Origin of the sequence: Salinigranum marinum (genome assembly GCF_024228675.1) — an archaeon.
GTDB lineage: Archaea > Halobacteriota > Halobacteria > Halobacteriales > Haloferacaceae > Salinigranum > Salinigranum marinum.
Genome location: NZ_CP100461.1, coordinates 716,436 through 730,044, shown reverse-complemented (window position 1 = coordinate 730,044; position 13,609 = coordinate 716,436). Strand labels below are relative to the sequence as shown.

Here is a 13,609-nt window from a genome sequence, read left to right as displayed (position 1 = left end):
CAAAAAGGGTGGCCGATTCCGGGTCGGCGATAGCGCGGTCGATGCCGGTCTCGTCGCTGACTCCGAACGCGCCGGTCAGCCGGCGTCCCGGGGCGGATGGATCTCGGCGGTTGCGTGCGAGGCGACGAACCGGGCGTACACCCGCGGGTCGACACCGAGGTCGCGCAACACCGCGGCGTAGCGGCCGCGCCCGCGCCCGAGCCGGACCCCGCTGCCGCCCCGGGCGTAGCGGACCTCGGCGTCGAGGTCGATCGGGATGCGGACGAGGCGGCCGTCGAGATGCGCGTAGGCCGTGAGTCGCCGACGAAACCGGCGGGCAGGGGCGTCCCCCACGTCGACCGATAGTTCGACGTCCGGCCGGCCGTCGTCCGCGACCGCCACGTCGACGGTCCGCGGCGTGGCCTCGACGTCGACGTCGGTCACCGACTTGGGGAAGCCCCACACGTCGCCGAGCGCGCGGGCGGGTTCTGTCGTCACCGGAAGGTCGACGACGTAGCCGCCGACGCCCGAGAGCGTGGCCGGGACGCCCGCGACGCCGCTGTCGGCGACGGGAACGACGACGGCGAACTCACGGTACGGGTCGAGCGAACCGACCGCGTGGTAGTCGATGCCGACGACCGCGACGGCACCGCGGCGCGGGCCGAGCCGGATCGGCGTCAGGTCGTCGGGCAACGCCGCGCGGAGCGGCGACCAGTCGGCCGCGAAGACACTCCCCCCGAGCCGGGCGCGACAGGACAGCGGCAGCGTGACGTCGTGTCCGGTCGAGAGGCGACGTGCGGCGGGTTCGCCTGTGCCCATTCAGTGTTCGGGCTCGGCTTCCTCTTCGTCCAACCCCTCGGTGGCCTCCGTGAGGTCGTCGAGTTCGGCGACCTCGAGGTCGGTGTCGTCGCCCCGGAACTTCCGGATCGCGAAGGCGAGCGCGGCGAGGACGACGAGCCCCACGAGCAGGCTGACGGGACCGACGCTCCGACCGGCGTCCTCGTCGGCCGACTCGGCGTCGCCCTCCTCGACCGACGCCTCGAGTTCCTCGTACTCCTCCTCGGCCACCTCGTCGTCGGCACCACCGATGGCGGGTGCGGTGTTGGTCGCGCTGAACTCCATGCCGTCGTGAACGTGTAGTTCGAACAGTGTGAACTTGTCCATGCGAACGTAGACGACGAGGACAGGTATCAACGTTGTGACGGCTCTCTCCACGGGTCGCACACCGAGGGCAACGCTTATTCGGGGGCCGTCCACCGGTAGCGTCCATGGACGCCACGCCACGGGGGTTCCTCGACGAACTCCTGACTACCCACAGCCCGTCGGGGTTCGAGAGCCGGGGCCAGCGGGTCTGGCTCGACTACGTCTCGGGGATCGCCGACGACGTGTGGACGGACGCCTACGGCAACGCCGTCGCGGTCGTCGACGGCGACGGCGCCGGTCCCGAGATCGCCTTCAGCGGTCACGTCGACGAGATCGGCTTCATCGTGCGCGACGTTACCGACGACGGCTTCCTCCGGATCGGCCCCATCGGCGGTGCCGACCGGACCGTCTCGAAGGGGCAGCACGTGACGATCCACGCGGACGAGGGCCCGGTTCCGGGCGTCGTCGGGCAGGCGGCGATCCACCTCCGCGAGCGCGACGACGAGACGTACGACGACCTCGAAGCGCAGTTCGTCGACGTGGGCGCGACGGACGCCGAGGAGGCCCGGTCGCTGGTCCGGATCGGCGACCCCGTGACCTTCTCCAGCGGACTGCAGGCCCTCCAGGGCACGCGGCTTTCGGCCCGCGGCATCGACAACCGCGTCGGCGTCTGGGTGGCCGCCGAAGGACTCCGCCTGGCGGCCGATTCGGGCGTCGACGCGACCGTCTACGCCATCTCGACCGTTCAGGAGGAGGTCGGCCTGCAGGGGGCGCGGATGGTCGGCTACGACCTCGACCCCGACGCCGTCGTGGCGCTCGACGTCACCCACGCGACCGACACGCCAGCGGTGTCGGGCGACCGAAGCGGGCCGGTGGAGCTCGGCTGCGGGCCGGTCGTCTCCCGAGGGAGCACTAACCATCCGGTGCTCGTCGACCTGTTGTGCGACGCCGCCGACGCGGCCGGCGTCGACGCCCAGTTGCAGGCGACCGGCGTCCGGACCGGGACAGACGCCGACGCCTTCTACACCTCGCGGTCGGGGATCCCGGCCGTGAACGTGGGGATCCCGAACCGCTACATGCACACGCCCGTCGAGGTGGTCGACACCGACGACCTCGACGCGACGGTCGCGCTGTTGGCCGAGGTGGCCGACGCCGCCGGCGAGTACGACGACTTCTCCGTGAGGATCTGACCGCGCCGCCGCGGCGTGGGCTGTTCGGCACAGACGGCGACCGGTTCCGGGGTGGAGAAGGCGGCGAGACGATCGTCAGGGCGGTGAAGCTACGTCCCCGGAGCGGCGGAGCCGCTTCGAGCCGACGGCTGGCGAGGGGGAGGCCGCTCACCGCGCCCGTGTGCCGTACTCCGTTCCCAGCGTGAGGTGCAAACGAGGCAGAGCCCGCTCACCGACCGGCAGGCCTCGGCGGCTCAGTTCGCCCGACGAACGCGGACAGCCACACCTTTGACTCACGGTGCGGAACCCCCCGGCATGCGGTGGCTCCAGAGCGGACTCCGGCGCGACATCTGCGTCATCGTTGCCGGACTCGACGACCCGACCGGCCAACAGGCGAAGGCGGCGCTCGAACGACACTACGACGACCGAATCAAGCCGAAGACGTTCCACGGTGCGCTGGCGGCACTCGTCGACGGTGGCTTCCTCTCTCGCGCGCAGGACGGCCTCGCGGACCGGTACGCGCTCACCGAGGCGGGACGACGGCGGTTGCTCGATCACCACGCGTGGGTGGAATCACAGATCGAGGGCAGGGGGACGCCGGACGAAGAGAGCGGGGAGTGACGCACCCGTCGCAATCCCCCTGTTTCGGGCTCACACGGGGGCGACGGGAAAGAAAACCGTTAAAGGTCGCTGGCGGGTCCGAGTAGACATGGCCGGAACTATCGAAGTGCTCGTTCCCGGCGGCGAGGCCAATCCTGGCCCGCCGCTCGGTCCCGAGCTGGGGCCGACGCCCGTCAACGTTCAGGACGTCGTGAGCGAGATCAACGACCAGACCGCCGCCTTCGACGGGATGGAGGTCCCCGTCACCGTCGAGTACGACGACGACGGCTCTTTCACCATCGAAGTCGGCGTGCCGCCGACGGCAGCGCTGATCAAGGACGAGGCCGGCTTCGACACGGGCTCCGGCGAGCCCCAGAAGGAGTTCGTCGCCGACCTCTCCGTCGATCAGGTGAAGAAGATCGCGAAGCAGAAGCAGTCTGACCTGCTCTCGTACGACCTCAAGAACGCCGCGAAGGAGGTCGTTGGAACCTGTACCTCCCTCGGCGTCACGATCGAGGGCAACAACCCCCGCGAGTTCAAGGAACGGCTCGACGGCGGCGAGTACGACGAGATGTTCGTCGCCGAAGCAGAAGCGTAGGCGACGAACGCTCGAGCGCGAGCGGAGCGAGTTTTCGGTGTGTTCGCCGCGGAAGCGACGGCTGTCTGACTACCGCGCGGGATCGACCGCGTCCCACAGCGCCGCCAGCGTCTCCTCGTCGCTCGCGGCGACGGAGCGCGGGCCGTCGCGCCGGACGACCGCTCCCGCCTCCCGCGCGAGCAGTTCTGTGACGGCCTGCTCCTCCTCGTCGGGGTGGAACTGGACGACCCCCTGGAGCCGACCCCGGGCGAACAGCCCCGAGTGAACGGTCGGTGCCCAGCTACTGATGACGCGTTTGACGAGGTCATCCACCGCTCCCCGGATGTCGTCGGCCTCCCGAGCGAGGTCGGGATCACGGGGCACGTCGCGGCCGACGATGGTCGCCACCGTCGCGGTCTCGACGTCCCGGTCGGTGTCGGCACTCACGCGTCGACCCTGGTAGCGAACGCCCGAGCCGCGGCGAGCGAGGTAGGTCTCGTCCGTCGCGGGCTGGTGGACGACCGCCAGTGCCGGCGTGCCCTCCCGGAGCACGGCCACCGAGGCGGCGAACGTTGGGAGTCCGGTGGCGAAGTCGTTCGTCCCGTCGAGGGGATCGATGATCCAGCGGTAGGGTCCGGTGCCGGCGAACTCGCCGGCTTCCTCGGCGAACACGGCGTGGTCGGGGAACGCACGTCGGATGACAGGGAGCATCCGCGCCTCGGCAGCCTCGTCGGCGGCGGCTTTCACGTCGTAGGAGCCGTACTCCCCATCTTCGTCGCCGGCACGGAACCGTCGACGGAGCTCCGCACCGCCCGCCAGGACGGCCGCCCGGGCGACGGTCTCGATCTCCCCGATATCGTCGCTGTCGGTCGTGGCCATGGCCAGTCGTTTCCGCGGCCGTGAAAAGAAGGTACGGTCGCTCGCTTCGCTCGCGTCGTCACTCCCCGGAGGCGGGGGTCTCCTTTTCGGACAGCCGGGCGTCGTACTTCGAGAGCGCCTCGTCGAGCGCCTCGCCCGCGTCGACGTCGACCGACTCGGCGAGTGCGAGCAGCGCGAAGAGTGCGTCGCCGACCTCGTCGGATTCGAGCGTCAGTCCGCCGGGATCGTCGCCGTAGCCGGTCGACTCGGTCGCGTTCTTCGCCAGTTCCCCGAGTTCGGACGTGAGATCCAGCAGTCTGAACTCGGGTGGTGTCTCCAGTCCGTGTCGGTCGACGAACGCGGCCACCCGTCGTTGTTCGTCCATGGCTCGGGATCGCCGGACGGATGAAAAAGCGTGGCGGACTTGGACTCACACGCGACCGAAGCGGAGCCACGCTGCCCCTGTGGATCGGTATCACGCCTCGAACCGTCCGAATTCGGCTTTTTCGCACGCTCTCGCTTCGACGGGTTTAAGTCCGGCATCGTCCACTTTCCGATGAGACAGGCATCGCCTGTGTCACTGACCCGTAGGAGCAGATCCTGCGTACTACGGAGGTGAATAATGGCAGATACGATAGTCGAAGCAGTCTCACGCGCACTCGACGAGGCTCCGCCTCGCAACTTCCGCGAGACGGTTGACCTCGCCATCAACCTGCGCGATCTTGACTTAAACGATCCAGCGAACCGCGTCGACGAGAGCGTCGTCCTCCCTGCCGGGACCGGACAGGACACCAAAATTGTGGTGTTCGCGTCCGGCGAGACGGCGCTGCGCGCTGAAGACGTCGCCGACGAGGTGCTCTCGGGGGACGACCTCGAAGACCTCGGTGACGACACTGACGCCGCGAAGGACCTCGCCAACGAAACGGACTTCTTCGTTGCCGAGGCGTCGATGATGCAAGATATCGGGCGCTATCTCGGGACCGTCCTCGGGCCGCGCGGCAAGATGCCGACGCCGCTGCAGCCCGACGACGACGTCGTCGAGACCGTCAACCGGATGAAGAACACGGTCCAACTGCGATCTCGTGACCGCCGGACGTTCCACACCCGCGTGGGTGCACAGGACATGTCCGCCGACGAGATCGCGGAGAACATCGACGTCATCATCCGGCGGCTCGAAGCGAACCTCGAGAAAGGCCCCCTCAACATCGACGGCATCTACGTCAAGACGACGATGGGGCCGTCCGTGGAGGTGCGCGCCTGAGATGAGTTCCGACGCACGAAAGACCGAGACCATCCCGCAGTGGAAGCGCGCGGAGGTCGACGAACTGGTCGACTTCGTCGACACCTACCAGTCGGTGGGTGTCGTCCGCGTGACGGGGATCCCCTCGCGACAGCTCCAGAACATGCGCCGCGACCTGCACGGCAAGGCGGCCGTGCGGATGAGCCGGAACACGCTGATGGAGCGTGCGCTCGACGAAGTCGACGACGGCTTCGAGGAACTCGGCGAGTACGTCGCTGGCGAGGTCGCGCTCATCGGGACGGACGACAACCCGTTCGGGCTGTTCAAGGAGCTGGAGGCGTCGAAGACGCCCGCACCGATCAACGCCGGTGAAGTCGCCCCGAACGACGTCGTCATCCCCGAGGGTGACACGGGCGTCGATCCGGGGCCGTTCGTCGGCGAACTCCAGCAGGTGGGCGCCTCGGCGCGCATCATGGACGGCTCGATCAAGGTGACCGAGGACTCGACCGTCTTGGAGGAAGGAGAGGTCGTCTCCGCGGAGCTGGCGAACGTGCTCTCGGAGCTCGGCATCGAGCCCAAGGAGGTCGGCCTGGACCTGCGCGCCGTCTTCTCGGAGGGCGTGCTGTTCGAGCCAGACGAGCTCGCCATCGACGTCGACGAGTACCGCGCGGACATCGAGTCCGCCGCCGCCGCCGGCCGCAACCTCTCGGTCAACGCCGCGTACCCGACCGCTCGGACGGCAGGGACGCTCTTGGCGAAGGCCGCCGGCGAGGCCAAGTCCGTCGGCCTCCAGGCCGCCATCGAGGACGAGGAACTCATGCCGGACCTGATCCGTCGGGCCGACGCCCAGCTGCGGTCGCTCGCGGCGCTGGTCGACGACGAGGAGGCGCTCCCGGAGGAACTGCGCGGTGTGGCCGACGCCGCACCCGCGTCCACCGACGAATCGACTGAGGAAGAAGCCACGGAAGACACCGACAGCGAGGCAGACGCCGACGCCGACACCGACGTCGACGAGGAAGACGACGACGATGACGGCGCGGACGGCCTCGGTGCGATGTTCGGATAACACAACTGGAGACAACCAATGGAATACGTTTACGCAGCACTCATCCTGAACGAGTCGGGCGAAGAGATCAACGAAGACAACATCACGGCCGTGCTCGAAGCCGCGGGCGTCGACGTCGAGCAGTCCCGCGTCAAGGCGCTCGTCGCCGCGCTGGAGGACGTCGACATCGAGGACGCCATCGAGACGGCCGCCGCCGCGCCCGCCGCGGCCGGTGGTGCCGCCGGCGGTGCCGGTGGCGACGACGACGACGACGACGAGGAAGAGGAGGCCGAAGAGGCCGAGGCCGCCGAGGAAGAAGAAGAGGACGAGGACGACGACGCCGGCGGCGAGGGCCTCGGCGAACTCTTCGGCTGAATCGGACGACGCGTTCCAGCGTCGCCCGCGACCACCTGCGACTTTCTTTCGGGACAACTCCGGAGCGGCGCGTGTCCCGTCGCTCGACCGCGCCAGCGAGGCGACGGACCGGCGAGTCGGCCCGGCTGTGAATTTATATTCGATACCGCGGCCACCTCGGGGGGATGGACCCGACGCTCGTCGCCCCGCACACGCTGACGCTCGTCGCGTTCACCGTCGCCGGCGTGGGACTGGGCACGCTCTCGGGGCTCGTGCCGGGGCTCCACGCGAACAACTTCGCGCTTGTGCTCGTCGCGGTCGCCGCCGGCGTCCCCGGGCCGCCGGTCGCGGTCGCCGTCGCGGTGCTCGCCGCGGGGATCACGCACACGTTCCTCGACGTCGTCCCCGCGCTCGCGCTGGGGGTCCCGGACGCAGCGATGGCCGCGGGGTCGCTTCCGGGGCACCGACTCGTCCTCGGCGGGCGCGGCCGGGAGGCGCTCAGGCTGTCGGCGCTGGGGAGCGGCGGCGCGCTCCTCGTCGCCGTCCCAGTGGCGGTCCCGCTGACGGCGCTCGTCCGTCGCGGCCAGTCCGACCTCTACGCCGCGCTCCCGCTCGTGCTCGTGGTCGTCTTCGCGACGCTCGTCGTCGCCGAGCGGCGACCCGGACGGATCGCCGCGGCCGCCTTTCTCGTCTGTCTCTCGGGGCTCCTCGGCGTCGTCACGCTCGACCGCCCGTTCGGTGGCGTGGTGGCCGTCGGCGGGGTGCTCACCCCGCTGTTCGCCGGGCTGTTCGGGATCCCGGTGCTCGTCGACGCCGCCCGTGGCGGCGGCGTCCCGTCACAGGGCGACACGACGATCGCCACGCCGCCGCGGGACATCGCCCGCGCCGCGCTCGCCGGGGTCGCCGGCGGCGGGATGGTCGGCTACGTGCCGGGCGTCTCCGCCGGCGTCGCCGCGACGCTCTCGCTCCCGATCGCGGGCGGAGGAGACCCCGATCGCGCGTATCTCGTGGCGACGAGCGGGGCCAACACCGCGACGGCGGTGTTTGCGCTGTTCTCGCTGGTCGCGCTCGACGCTCCGCGGACCGGCGTGACGGTCGCGCTCGGCGAGATCGGGACCCCACCGCTCCCGACGTTGCTGGCGGTCACCGTGACCGCCGGGGTCGGGGCCGGGGTGCTCGTCCCGACTCTCGGCGACCGGTACCTCCGGGCGGTGGGACGGCTCGACCCACGGGCGACGAGTCTGGTCGCCTGCGGCCTGCTCGGCCTCCTGTCGGCGTTCTTCGCGGGCCTTGCCGGCGTCGCCGTCCTCGTCGTCGCGGGGCTGGTCGGCCTCCTCCCCGTCAGGCTGGGCGTGCGACGGGTGCATCTCATGGGCGTGCTCGCGGTCCCGCTCGTCGTCGGGTGATCCCCGAGCCATGCGCCGAAAGACAACCGTTAAACGTCACGCCCGGGTTCGTGGAAGTATGAGCGAGAGCGAGACAGACCGGCGACACGTGCGACAGTGCGTGTCCTGTGGCATCAACATCGCCGGCATGAGTGCCGCGACGTTCGACTGCCCGGACTGTGGCCACGAGATCTCCCGCTGTGCGAAGTGCCGCAAGCAGAGCAACCTCTACGAGTGCCCCGACTGCGGGTTCACCGGTCCCTGACACTACCATGGGAAAAGTCGCCGCCAAGATCAAGGTCATGCCGAACAGCCCAGAGATCGACCTCGACGCGCTCCAAGAGCGCCTCGAGGAGTCCCTGCCCGAGGGGGCGCGGATCAACGGCTTCGAGCGCGACGACGTCGCGTTCGGCCTCGTCGCGCTCCTCCCGACGGTCATCGTCCCCGACGACGCCGGCGGGACCGAGGTCGTCGAGGAGTCGTTCAGCGGCGTCGAGGGCGTCGAGAGCGTCTCCGTCGAGAACGTCGGCCGGATCTGACTGTCCGTCCGCTCACCCTTTTGATCGACCGCGAGCGCTCACGAGCGCCCGCGCCGTCCGCCGCTTTTGCCGTCCGTGCCCGTCACGCTCGCGCCGCGAAGACGACGCCGACGAGGCTGCCGAGGATGAACCCGGCGAACATCGCCAGGGCGAGGGAGTTGAGCGCCACCCCGACGAGTCCACCGAGAAGCATCCCGGCCGCGAAGCCGCTCCCGAACCGGACCGCGAAGCCGCCCTCGCTCGCGCCGGGGCCTGCGTCGACGCCCTCCACGGGCGTGTCGGGGGCGAGCGCCTCCGACTCCGCCGCCTCCATTCGTGTCTCCGGCTCCGCCGAACGCGAGACGTCCGTCGCCGCGGTGACCTCCTGGCTCATACGAACGCATTCGCCTTCGCAGGCTGATATGCTTTGCCACGATCCGCACCGAGCGGGAACGACCGCAGTGTTCGGCTCCGAGGGCGATCACCGACGGAGGGGACGGCCCGAGAGCCGTCCACGTCACAGACTATGTGTCGGCGTGACGCGCGCGGACGGGAACGTGCGTTTTATAACCGCGTCCCAAGTACTGAGTCGCACGACTATGCCGAGTTCCAACGGTCCAATGAAGGGGACGCGGAACAAGCTGAAGAACAAACCCCGAGAGCGTGGGACGTCGCCGCCGCAGCGCGCCATTCAGGAGTACGACGTCGGACAGAAGGTCCACCTGAAGATCGACCCCAGCGTGCGGAAGGGCCGTTTCCACCCGCGGTTCAACGGGCACACGGGTGAGGTCGTCGGGAAACAGGGCCGCTCGTTCAAGGTGACGATCACGGACGGCGGGAAAGAGAAGACCCTCATCACCCGCCCTGCACACCTTCGCGCCCAGCAGTAGATGACGATCTTCAAGGAAAAACTCGGGGAGGAGTACCTGACGACCTCGGAGGTGAAGGCGCTCCTCGAGGAGGTCGAGGCCGAACGCGCGGCCGACGAGGAGCGAGAGGTCCGGTACGAACTGGCCCGCGCGATCGAACACGTCAACCGCTTTGCCTTCCTCGACCCCGAGGAGTCGCGCGCGCTCGCCGAGGAACTCGTCGAACTGGAGACGGTCGACGAGAAGACCGCGTTCAAGATCGCCGACCTGCTCCCGCAGTCGCGGGACGAACTCCGGGCGGTGTACGCCCAGCAGCGGTACGCCCTCTCCGGCGACGAACTCGACGAGATCCTCAACGTCGTCGCCAAGTACGCCTGAGCGTGCCGCCGTACCTCCGCACCTCCGCACCGTCGGGTCGGCGTCCCGTCTCACCATCCCCCGTTCCCATCTGAGCCGCCCCCTTCCGTCGCCGAGTCCGCGCCGCCGCGGGGTTCGGCTCCCGGATCGGTGCCTACCTTTTAAATCATCTGTCAGCGTATAACCCAGTATGACCACGAGCGAGAGCGGCGACGCTAGCGGCACCAGCGAGACGGAGGAGACAACCCCGAGCTTCGCCGTCGTTCTCGACGTTCTCCCGCACGGCCGTGCCGATGACGACCGCCCCCGGTACAAGAAGTCACCCCTGGCGTACGGCCTCGGCGAGCAGGACTTCCGGCTGGTCGAACTCCGGCTCGGCGACGACAGCGACGTGAGCATCGGCGACCGCGTCGTCGTCGAGCCGTCCGCTGAGCGCGAGAGCGTCGAAGAGGTCCGTGACATCGACTACGACGCCCTCTCGAACACCGCGCTGTCGGAGCTCGAGTACGTCGTCGACGAGATCCTCACCGAACACGAGTCACGCTTCGTCGACTTCTACAACGACGCCCAGCCGATCACCATCCGCCTCCACCAGCTGAACCTCCTGCCGGGGATCGGCAAGAAGCTCCGGAACAACATCCTCGACCAGCGAAAGCGTGGCCCGTTCGAGAGCTTCGCGGACCTCGAAGACAGGATCTCGGGGCTTCACAACCCGAAGGACATCCTCGCCGAACGGATCATGTCCGAACTCCGCGACGACGACCTCAAGTACAAGGCGTTCGTCCGGCGCGAGGAGTGAGCGGGGTGAACGACAGGGTTTTAGCTCGCTCGGCCGCAAACCGGGGGTAATGGATACGGACGCGACCGGTCACCGCGACCCCGACCGCCTCATGCGTCGGGCGGGCGTCAGCGGCAACCCCGACCGCGACCAGCACTTCCTCGTCGACGACCGGGTGCTCGATCGGATCCCCGGCTACCTGCCCGACTCCGCGGACCGGAGCCACCTGCTGGAGATCGGCGGCGGAACCGGCGCGCTCACCGACCGACTGCTCGCCGTGGCCGAGCGGGTGACGGTCGTCGAACGGGACGCCGGGCTCGCCGCGTTCCTCCGCGAGGAGTTCTCGGCCGACGTCGAGGACGGCCGGCTATCGGTCGTCGAGGGCGACGCGCTCGCGGTCGATCTCCCCGACTTCTCGGCGTGCGTCTCGAACTTACCCTACGGAATCTCCTCGGAGGTCACCTTTCGGCTCCTCCCGACCGAGCGGCCGCTCGTCTTGACCTTCCAGTTGGAGTTCGCCGAACGGATGGCCGCCGAGGCGGGGACGAGCGAGTACGGTCGACTCTCGGTCGGCGCACAGCACTACGCCGACGTCGAGGTCGTCGAACGAGTACCGAAAGAGGCGTTCGACCCCGCACCCGCGGTCGAGAGCGCCGTGGTCCGGACCACCCCCCGAGCGCCGGACTACGCCGTCGACGACGAGGCCTTCTTCCTCGACTTCGTGAAGGCGTTGTTCACCCAGCGACGGAAGACCGTCCGCAACGCGATCCGGAACACGACACACATCTCGGGCGTCGCAGACGGGTCGGCAGTCGTCGAGCGCGCCCCCGAGGAGCTGTTAGCGAAACGCCCCGGCGACCTCCGTCCCGGCGAGTTCGCCGAACTGACCGCGCTCGCCGCCGACCACCGCTGATGCTCCAGCTCGGCGGGCTCGACGCGCTCGTCCCCTCGCTCACTGGGAAGGCGCTCGTGACGCTCGTGACGCTCGCGGTCGTGCTGGCGACGTGGCGCGCGGTCGAGCGGCTCCACGACCACGACACCGACACGGTGCCGCGGACGCTCCGGCACTTCGGGCTCTCGGCGGCGAGCGTCCTCGTGACCGCAGCCGGCGGGCTGGTCGTCATCGCCGTGTGGGGGCTCACGGGCCCGCTCGTCGACGTCATCGAGTCGTACAGTCTCGGCCCGGAGACCGTCGTCAACGGCGTCCTCGCGATGATCATCCTCGCGACCGCGTACGGGACGACCGACCTCGTGGGCCGGGTGACCCGCGAGCTCACGGACAGTCGCCACGCCATCAGCGAACACCAGCGCGAGATCCTCTACCGCCTCTCGCAGGTGTCGATCTACGTCGTCGCCCTCTCGATCATCCTCGGGCTGTGGGGCGTCAACCTCGGCGGCCTGCTCGTCGGCGCGGGCTTTCTCGGGATCGTCGTCGGGCTCGCGGCCCGGCAGACGCTCGGCGCGCTCCTGGCCGGCTTCGTCCTCATGTTCTCCCGCCCGTTCGAAATCGGCGACTGGGTCGAGATCGGCGATCACGAGGGGATCGTCACCGAAATCACCATCGTCACCACCCGGATGCAGACGTTCGACGGCGAGTACGTCATGGTGCCGAACGACGTCGTCTCCGCCGAGAGCGTCGTCAACCGCTCGCGGAAAGGGCGGTTGCGGATCGAGGTGGACGTCGGCATCGACTACGACGCCGATCCCAGGCACGCGGCGGAACTCGCCCGCGACGCCGTGCGGGGACTCGACGCCGTCTTGCGGGTGCCGACGCCGCAGGTCGTCGTCAAGGAGTTCGCCGACTCCGCGATCATGCTCGGGGTCCGCGTGTGGATCGACAACCCCAGCGCCCGGCGGAAGTGGCGCACGCGGACGGCCGTCGTGGGCGCGGTCAAGGAGGCGTTCGAGCGCGAGGGCGTGAAGATCCCCTTCCCCCAGCGCGAGGTCATGGGCCGCGAGGAGACCGGCGGCCTCCTGCTCTCGGAGGGACAGCGGCTCACGGGTGACCCCGAGTCCGCGACGGCCGAACCTGACGGCGGTCGGAGTCGACCCGACGAGGACGGCGGGGGTGACGGCTCGTGAGCCGCGACGACCTCGCGGCGCGCCGCGGCGTCGAGACGTCGGTGTACCAACCCGCCGAGGACTCGGCGTTGCTCGCGCGGGCCGCGGTCGACGCCGTTTCGGCCACGGATCGGACGCTGGAGGTCGGCACTGGCTCGGGGTGGGTCGCCGAACGGATCGCGGCGGAGACGACCGCCGAGGTGGTCGCCGCGGACCTGAACCCCCACGCCTGCCGGCAGGCGCGCTCGCGTGCCCGGGCGCTTGAATCCGAGGGAGAAGGCGGGTTCGACGTCGTCGCGGCCGACCTCGTCTCGCCGTTCGCCGACGCCACGTTCGACGTCGTCCTGTTCAACCCGCCGTACCTCCCGACCGACCCCGACAACGAGTGGGACGACTGGATGGAGCGGGCGCTGTCGGGTGGAGAGTCGGGCCGAGCGGTCATCGATCCGTTTCTCGACACCGTCGGACGCGTCCTGTCGCCCGACGGCTTCGTGTTGTTGCTCGTCAGTAGCCTCGCGGGCTACGAGGCTGTGCTCGACCGCGCCCGCGCCCGCGGCTTCTCGGCGGAGAAAGCGGTCGAGGAGTCGTACCCGTTCGAGACGCTCACCGTCGTCCGGCTCCGCTCCGACCGCGACTAATCACCTCTGGTAATATTTTGGTTTAGCAAATATTAAGC

At 69.4% G+C, this 13,609-nt stretch carries 20 protein-coding genes; 15 read left to right on the top strand and 5 right to left on the bottom strand.

The window, feature by feature from the left end; all coding sequences use genetic code 11:
• Positions 1-75: 75 nt before the first annotated feature.
• Positions 76-798 carry an acetoacetate decarboxylase family protein gene (locus tag NKJ07_RS03510; protein ID WP_318569211.1) on the bottom strand — a complete coding sequence of 241 codons (723 nt, stop codon included), beginning with the start codon at positions 796-798 and terminating at the stop codon, positions 76-78.
• Positions 799-1,143 (bottom strand): hypothetical protein, encoded by a 345-nt coding sequence (locus NKJ07_RS03505; RefSeq protein ID WP_318569210.1) that lies wholly within the window; start codon positions 1,141-1,143, stop codon positions 799-801.
• Positions 1,144-1,247: 104 nt separating this feature from the next.
• On the opposite strand from NKJ07_RS03505, the gene NKJ07_RS03500 reads away from it, so the two are divergent.
• From NKJ07_RS03500 to NKJ07_RS03490, 3 genes are all read left to right on the top strand, one after another.
• Positions 1,248-2,312, top strand: a complete 1,065-nt coding sequence (locus tag NKJ07_RS03500; protein WP_318569209.1) for a M20/M25/M40 family metallo-hydrolase — start codon at positions 1,248-1,250, stop codon at positions 2,310-2,312.
• 294 nt (positions 2,313-2,606) lie between these two features.
• Positions 2,607-2,912, top strand: a complete 306-nt coding sequence (locus NKJ07_RS03495; RefSeq protein ID WP_318569208.1) for a PadR family transcriptional regulator — start codon at positions 2,607-2,609, stop codon at positions 2,910-2,912.
• 88 nt (positions 2,913-3,000) lie between these two features.
• Positions 3,001-3,489 (top strand): 50S ribosomal protein L11, encoded by a 489-nt coding sequence (locus NKJ07_RS03490; protein WP_318569207.1) that lies wholly within the window; start codon positions 3,001-3,003, stop codon positions 3,487-3,489.
• Positions 3,490-3,558: 69 nt separating this feature from the next.
• Here the strand turns inward: NKJ07_RS03490 and NKJ07_RS03485 are convergent, their stop codons facing one another.
• Positions 3,559-4,347: an inositol monophosphatase family protein gene (locus NKJ07_RS03485; RefSeq protein ID WP_318569206.1), complete on the bottom strand. Its 789-nt coding sequence runs from the start codon at positions 4,345-4,347 to the stop codon at positions 3,559-3,561.
• A gap of 58 nt (positions 4,348-4,405) precedes the next feature.
• Positions 4,406-4,711, bottom strand: coding sequence for a MazG-like family protein (locus NKJ07_RS03480; RefSeq protein WP_318569205.1), 306 nt, complete (start codon positions 4,709-4,711; stop codon positions 4,406-4,408).
• A gap of 237 nt (positions 4,712-4,948) precedes the next feature.
• On the opposite strand from NKJ07_RS03480, the gene NKJ07_RS03475 reads away from it, so the two are divergent.
• The 6 genes from NKJ07_RS03475 to NKJ07_RS03450 all read left to right on the top strand — a co-directional run bounded on the left by NKJ07_RS03475 (position 4,949) and on the right by NKJ07_RS03450 (position 8,889).
• Positions 4,949-5,587, top strand: a complete 639-nt coding sequence (locus NKJ07_RS03475) for a 50S ribosomal protein L1 (RefSeq protein ID WP_318569204.1) — start codon at positions 4,949-4,951, stop codon at positions 5,585-5,587.
• A 1-nt stretch (position 5,588) separates the two neighbouring features.
• The gene (locus NKJ07_RS03470) at positions 5,589-6,632 is read left to right on the top strand and encodes a 50S ribosomal protein L10 (RefSeq protein WP_318569203.1); all 1,044 of its coding nucleotides are present in this window, start codon (positions 5,589-5,591) and stop codon (positions 6,630-6,632) included.
• Positions 6,633-6,650: 18 nt separating this feature from the next.
• Positions 6,651-6,986 carry a 50S ribosomal protein P1 gene (gene rpl12p, locus NKJ07_RS03465; protein ID WP_318569202.1) on the top strand — a complete coding sequence of 112 codons (336 nt, stop codon included), beginning with the start codon at positions 6,651-6,653 and terminating at the stop codon, positions 6,984-6,986.
• Positions 6,987-7,150: 164 nt separating this feature from the next.
• Positions 7,151-8,371, top strand: a complete 1,221-nt coding sequence (locus tag NKJ07_RS03460; protein WP_318569201.1) for a tripartite tricarboxylate transporter permease — start codon at positions 7,151-7,153, stop codon at positions 8,369-8,371.
• A 58-nt stretch (positions 8,372-8,429) separates the two neighbouring features.
• The gene (locus NKJ07_RS03455) at positions 8,430-8,615 is read left to right on the top strand and encodes an HVO_2753 family zinc finger protein (protein ID WP_318569200.1); all 186 of its coding nucleotides are present in this window, start codon (positions 8,430-8,432) and stop codon (positions 8,613-8,615) included.
• Between the two features lie 7 nt (positions 8,616-8,622).
• Positions 8,623-8,889, top strand: coding sequence for an elongation factor 1-beta (locus tag NKJ07_RS03450; protein ID WP_318569199.1), 267 nt, complete (start codon positions 8,623-8,625; stop codon positions 8,887-8,889).
• A gap of 82 nt (positions 8,890-8,971) precedes the next feature.
• On the opposite strand, the gene NKJ07_RS03445 is transcribed toward NKJ07_RS03450, so the two are convergent.
• Complete coding sequence (locus NKJ07_RS03445) at positions 8,972-9,262, bottom strand: hypothetical protein (protein WP_318569198.1); 291 nt, start codon at positions 9,260-9,262, stop codon at positions 8,972-8,974.
• A gap of 205 nt (positions 9,263-9,467) precedes the next feature.
• On the opposite strand from NKJ07_RS03445, the gene NKJ07_RS03440 reads away from it, so the two are divergent.
• The 6 genes from NKJ07_RS03440 (at position 9,468) to NKJ07_RS03415 (ending at position 13,571) form a co-directional block, all read left to right on the top strand.
• Positions 9,468-9,758: a 50S ribosomal protein L21e gene (locus NKJ07_RS03440; protein WP_318569197.1), complete on the top strand. Its 291-nt coding sequence runs from the start codon at positions 9,468-9,470 to the stop codon at positions 9,756-9,758.
• On the top strand, positions 9,759-10,115 hold the full coding sequence (locus tag NKJ07_RS03435; RefSeq protein WP_318569196.1) for an RNA polymerase Rpb4 family protein: 357 nt from the start codon (positions 9,759-9,761) through the stop codon (positions 10,113-10,115).
• 169 nt (positions 10,116-10,284) lie between these two features.
• Positions 10,285-10,893, top strand: coding sequence for a DUF655 domain-containing protein (locus NKJ07_RS03430; RefSeq protein ID WP_318569195.1), 609 nt, complete (start codon positions 10,285-10,287; stop codon positions 10,891-10,893).
• 49 nt (positions 10,894-10,942) lie between these two features.
• On the top strand, positions 10,943-11,785 hold the full coding sequence (locus tag NKJ07_RS03425; RefSeq protein WP_318569194.1) for a 16S ribosomal RNA methyltransferase A: 843 nt from the start codon (positions 10,943-10,945) through the stop codon (positions 11,783-11,785).
• Positions 11,785-12,954, top strand: a complete 1,170-nt coding sequence (locus tag NKJ07_RS03420) for a mechanosensitive ion channel family protein (RefSeq protein ID WP_318569193.1) — start codon at positions 11,785-11,787, stop codon at positions 12,952-12,954. The genes NKJ07_RS03425 and NKJ07_RS03420 overlap by 1 nt, the downstream gene beginning before the upstream one ends.
• Positions 12,951-13,571: a HemK2/MTQ2 family protein methyltransferase gene (locus NKJ07_RS03415; protein WP_318569192.1), complete on the top strand. Its 621-nt coding sequence runs from the start codon at positions 12,951-12,953 to the stop codon at positions 13,569-13,571. Before NKJ07_RS03420 ends, NKJ07_RS03415 begins: the two co-directional genes overlap by 4 nt.
• The last annotated feature ends 38 nt before the right edge of the window (positions 13,572-13,609 follow it).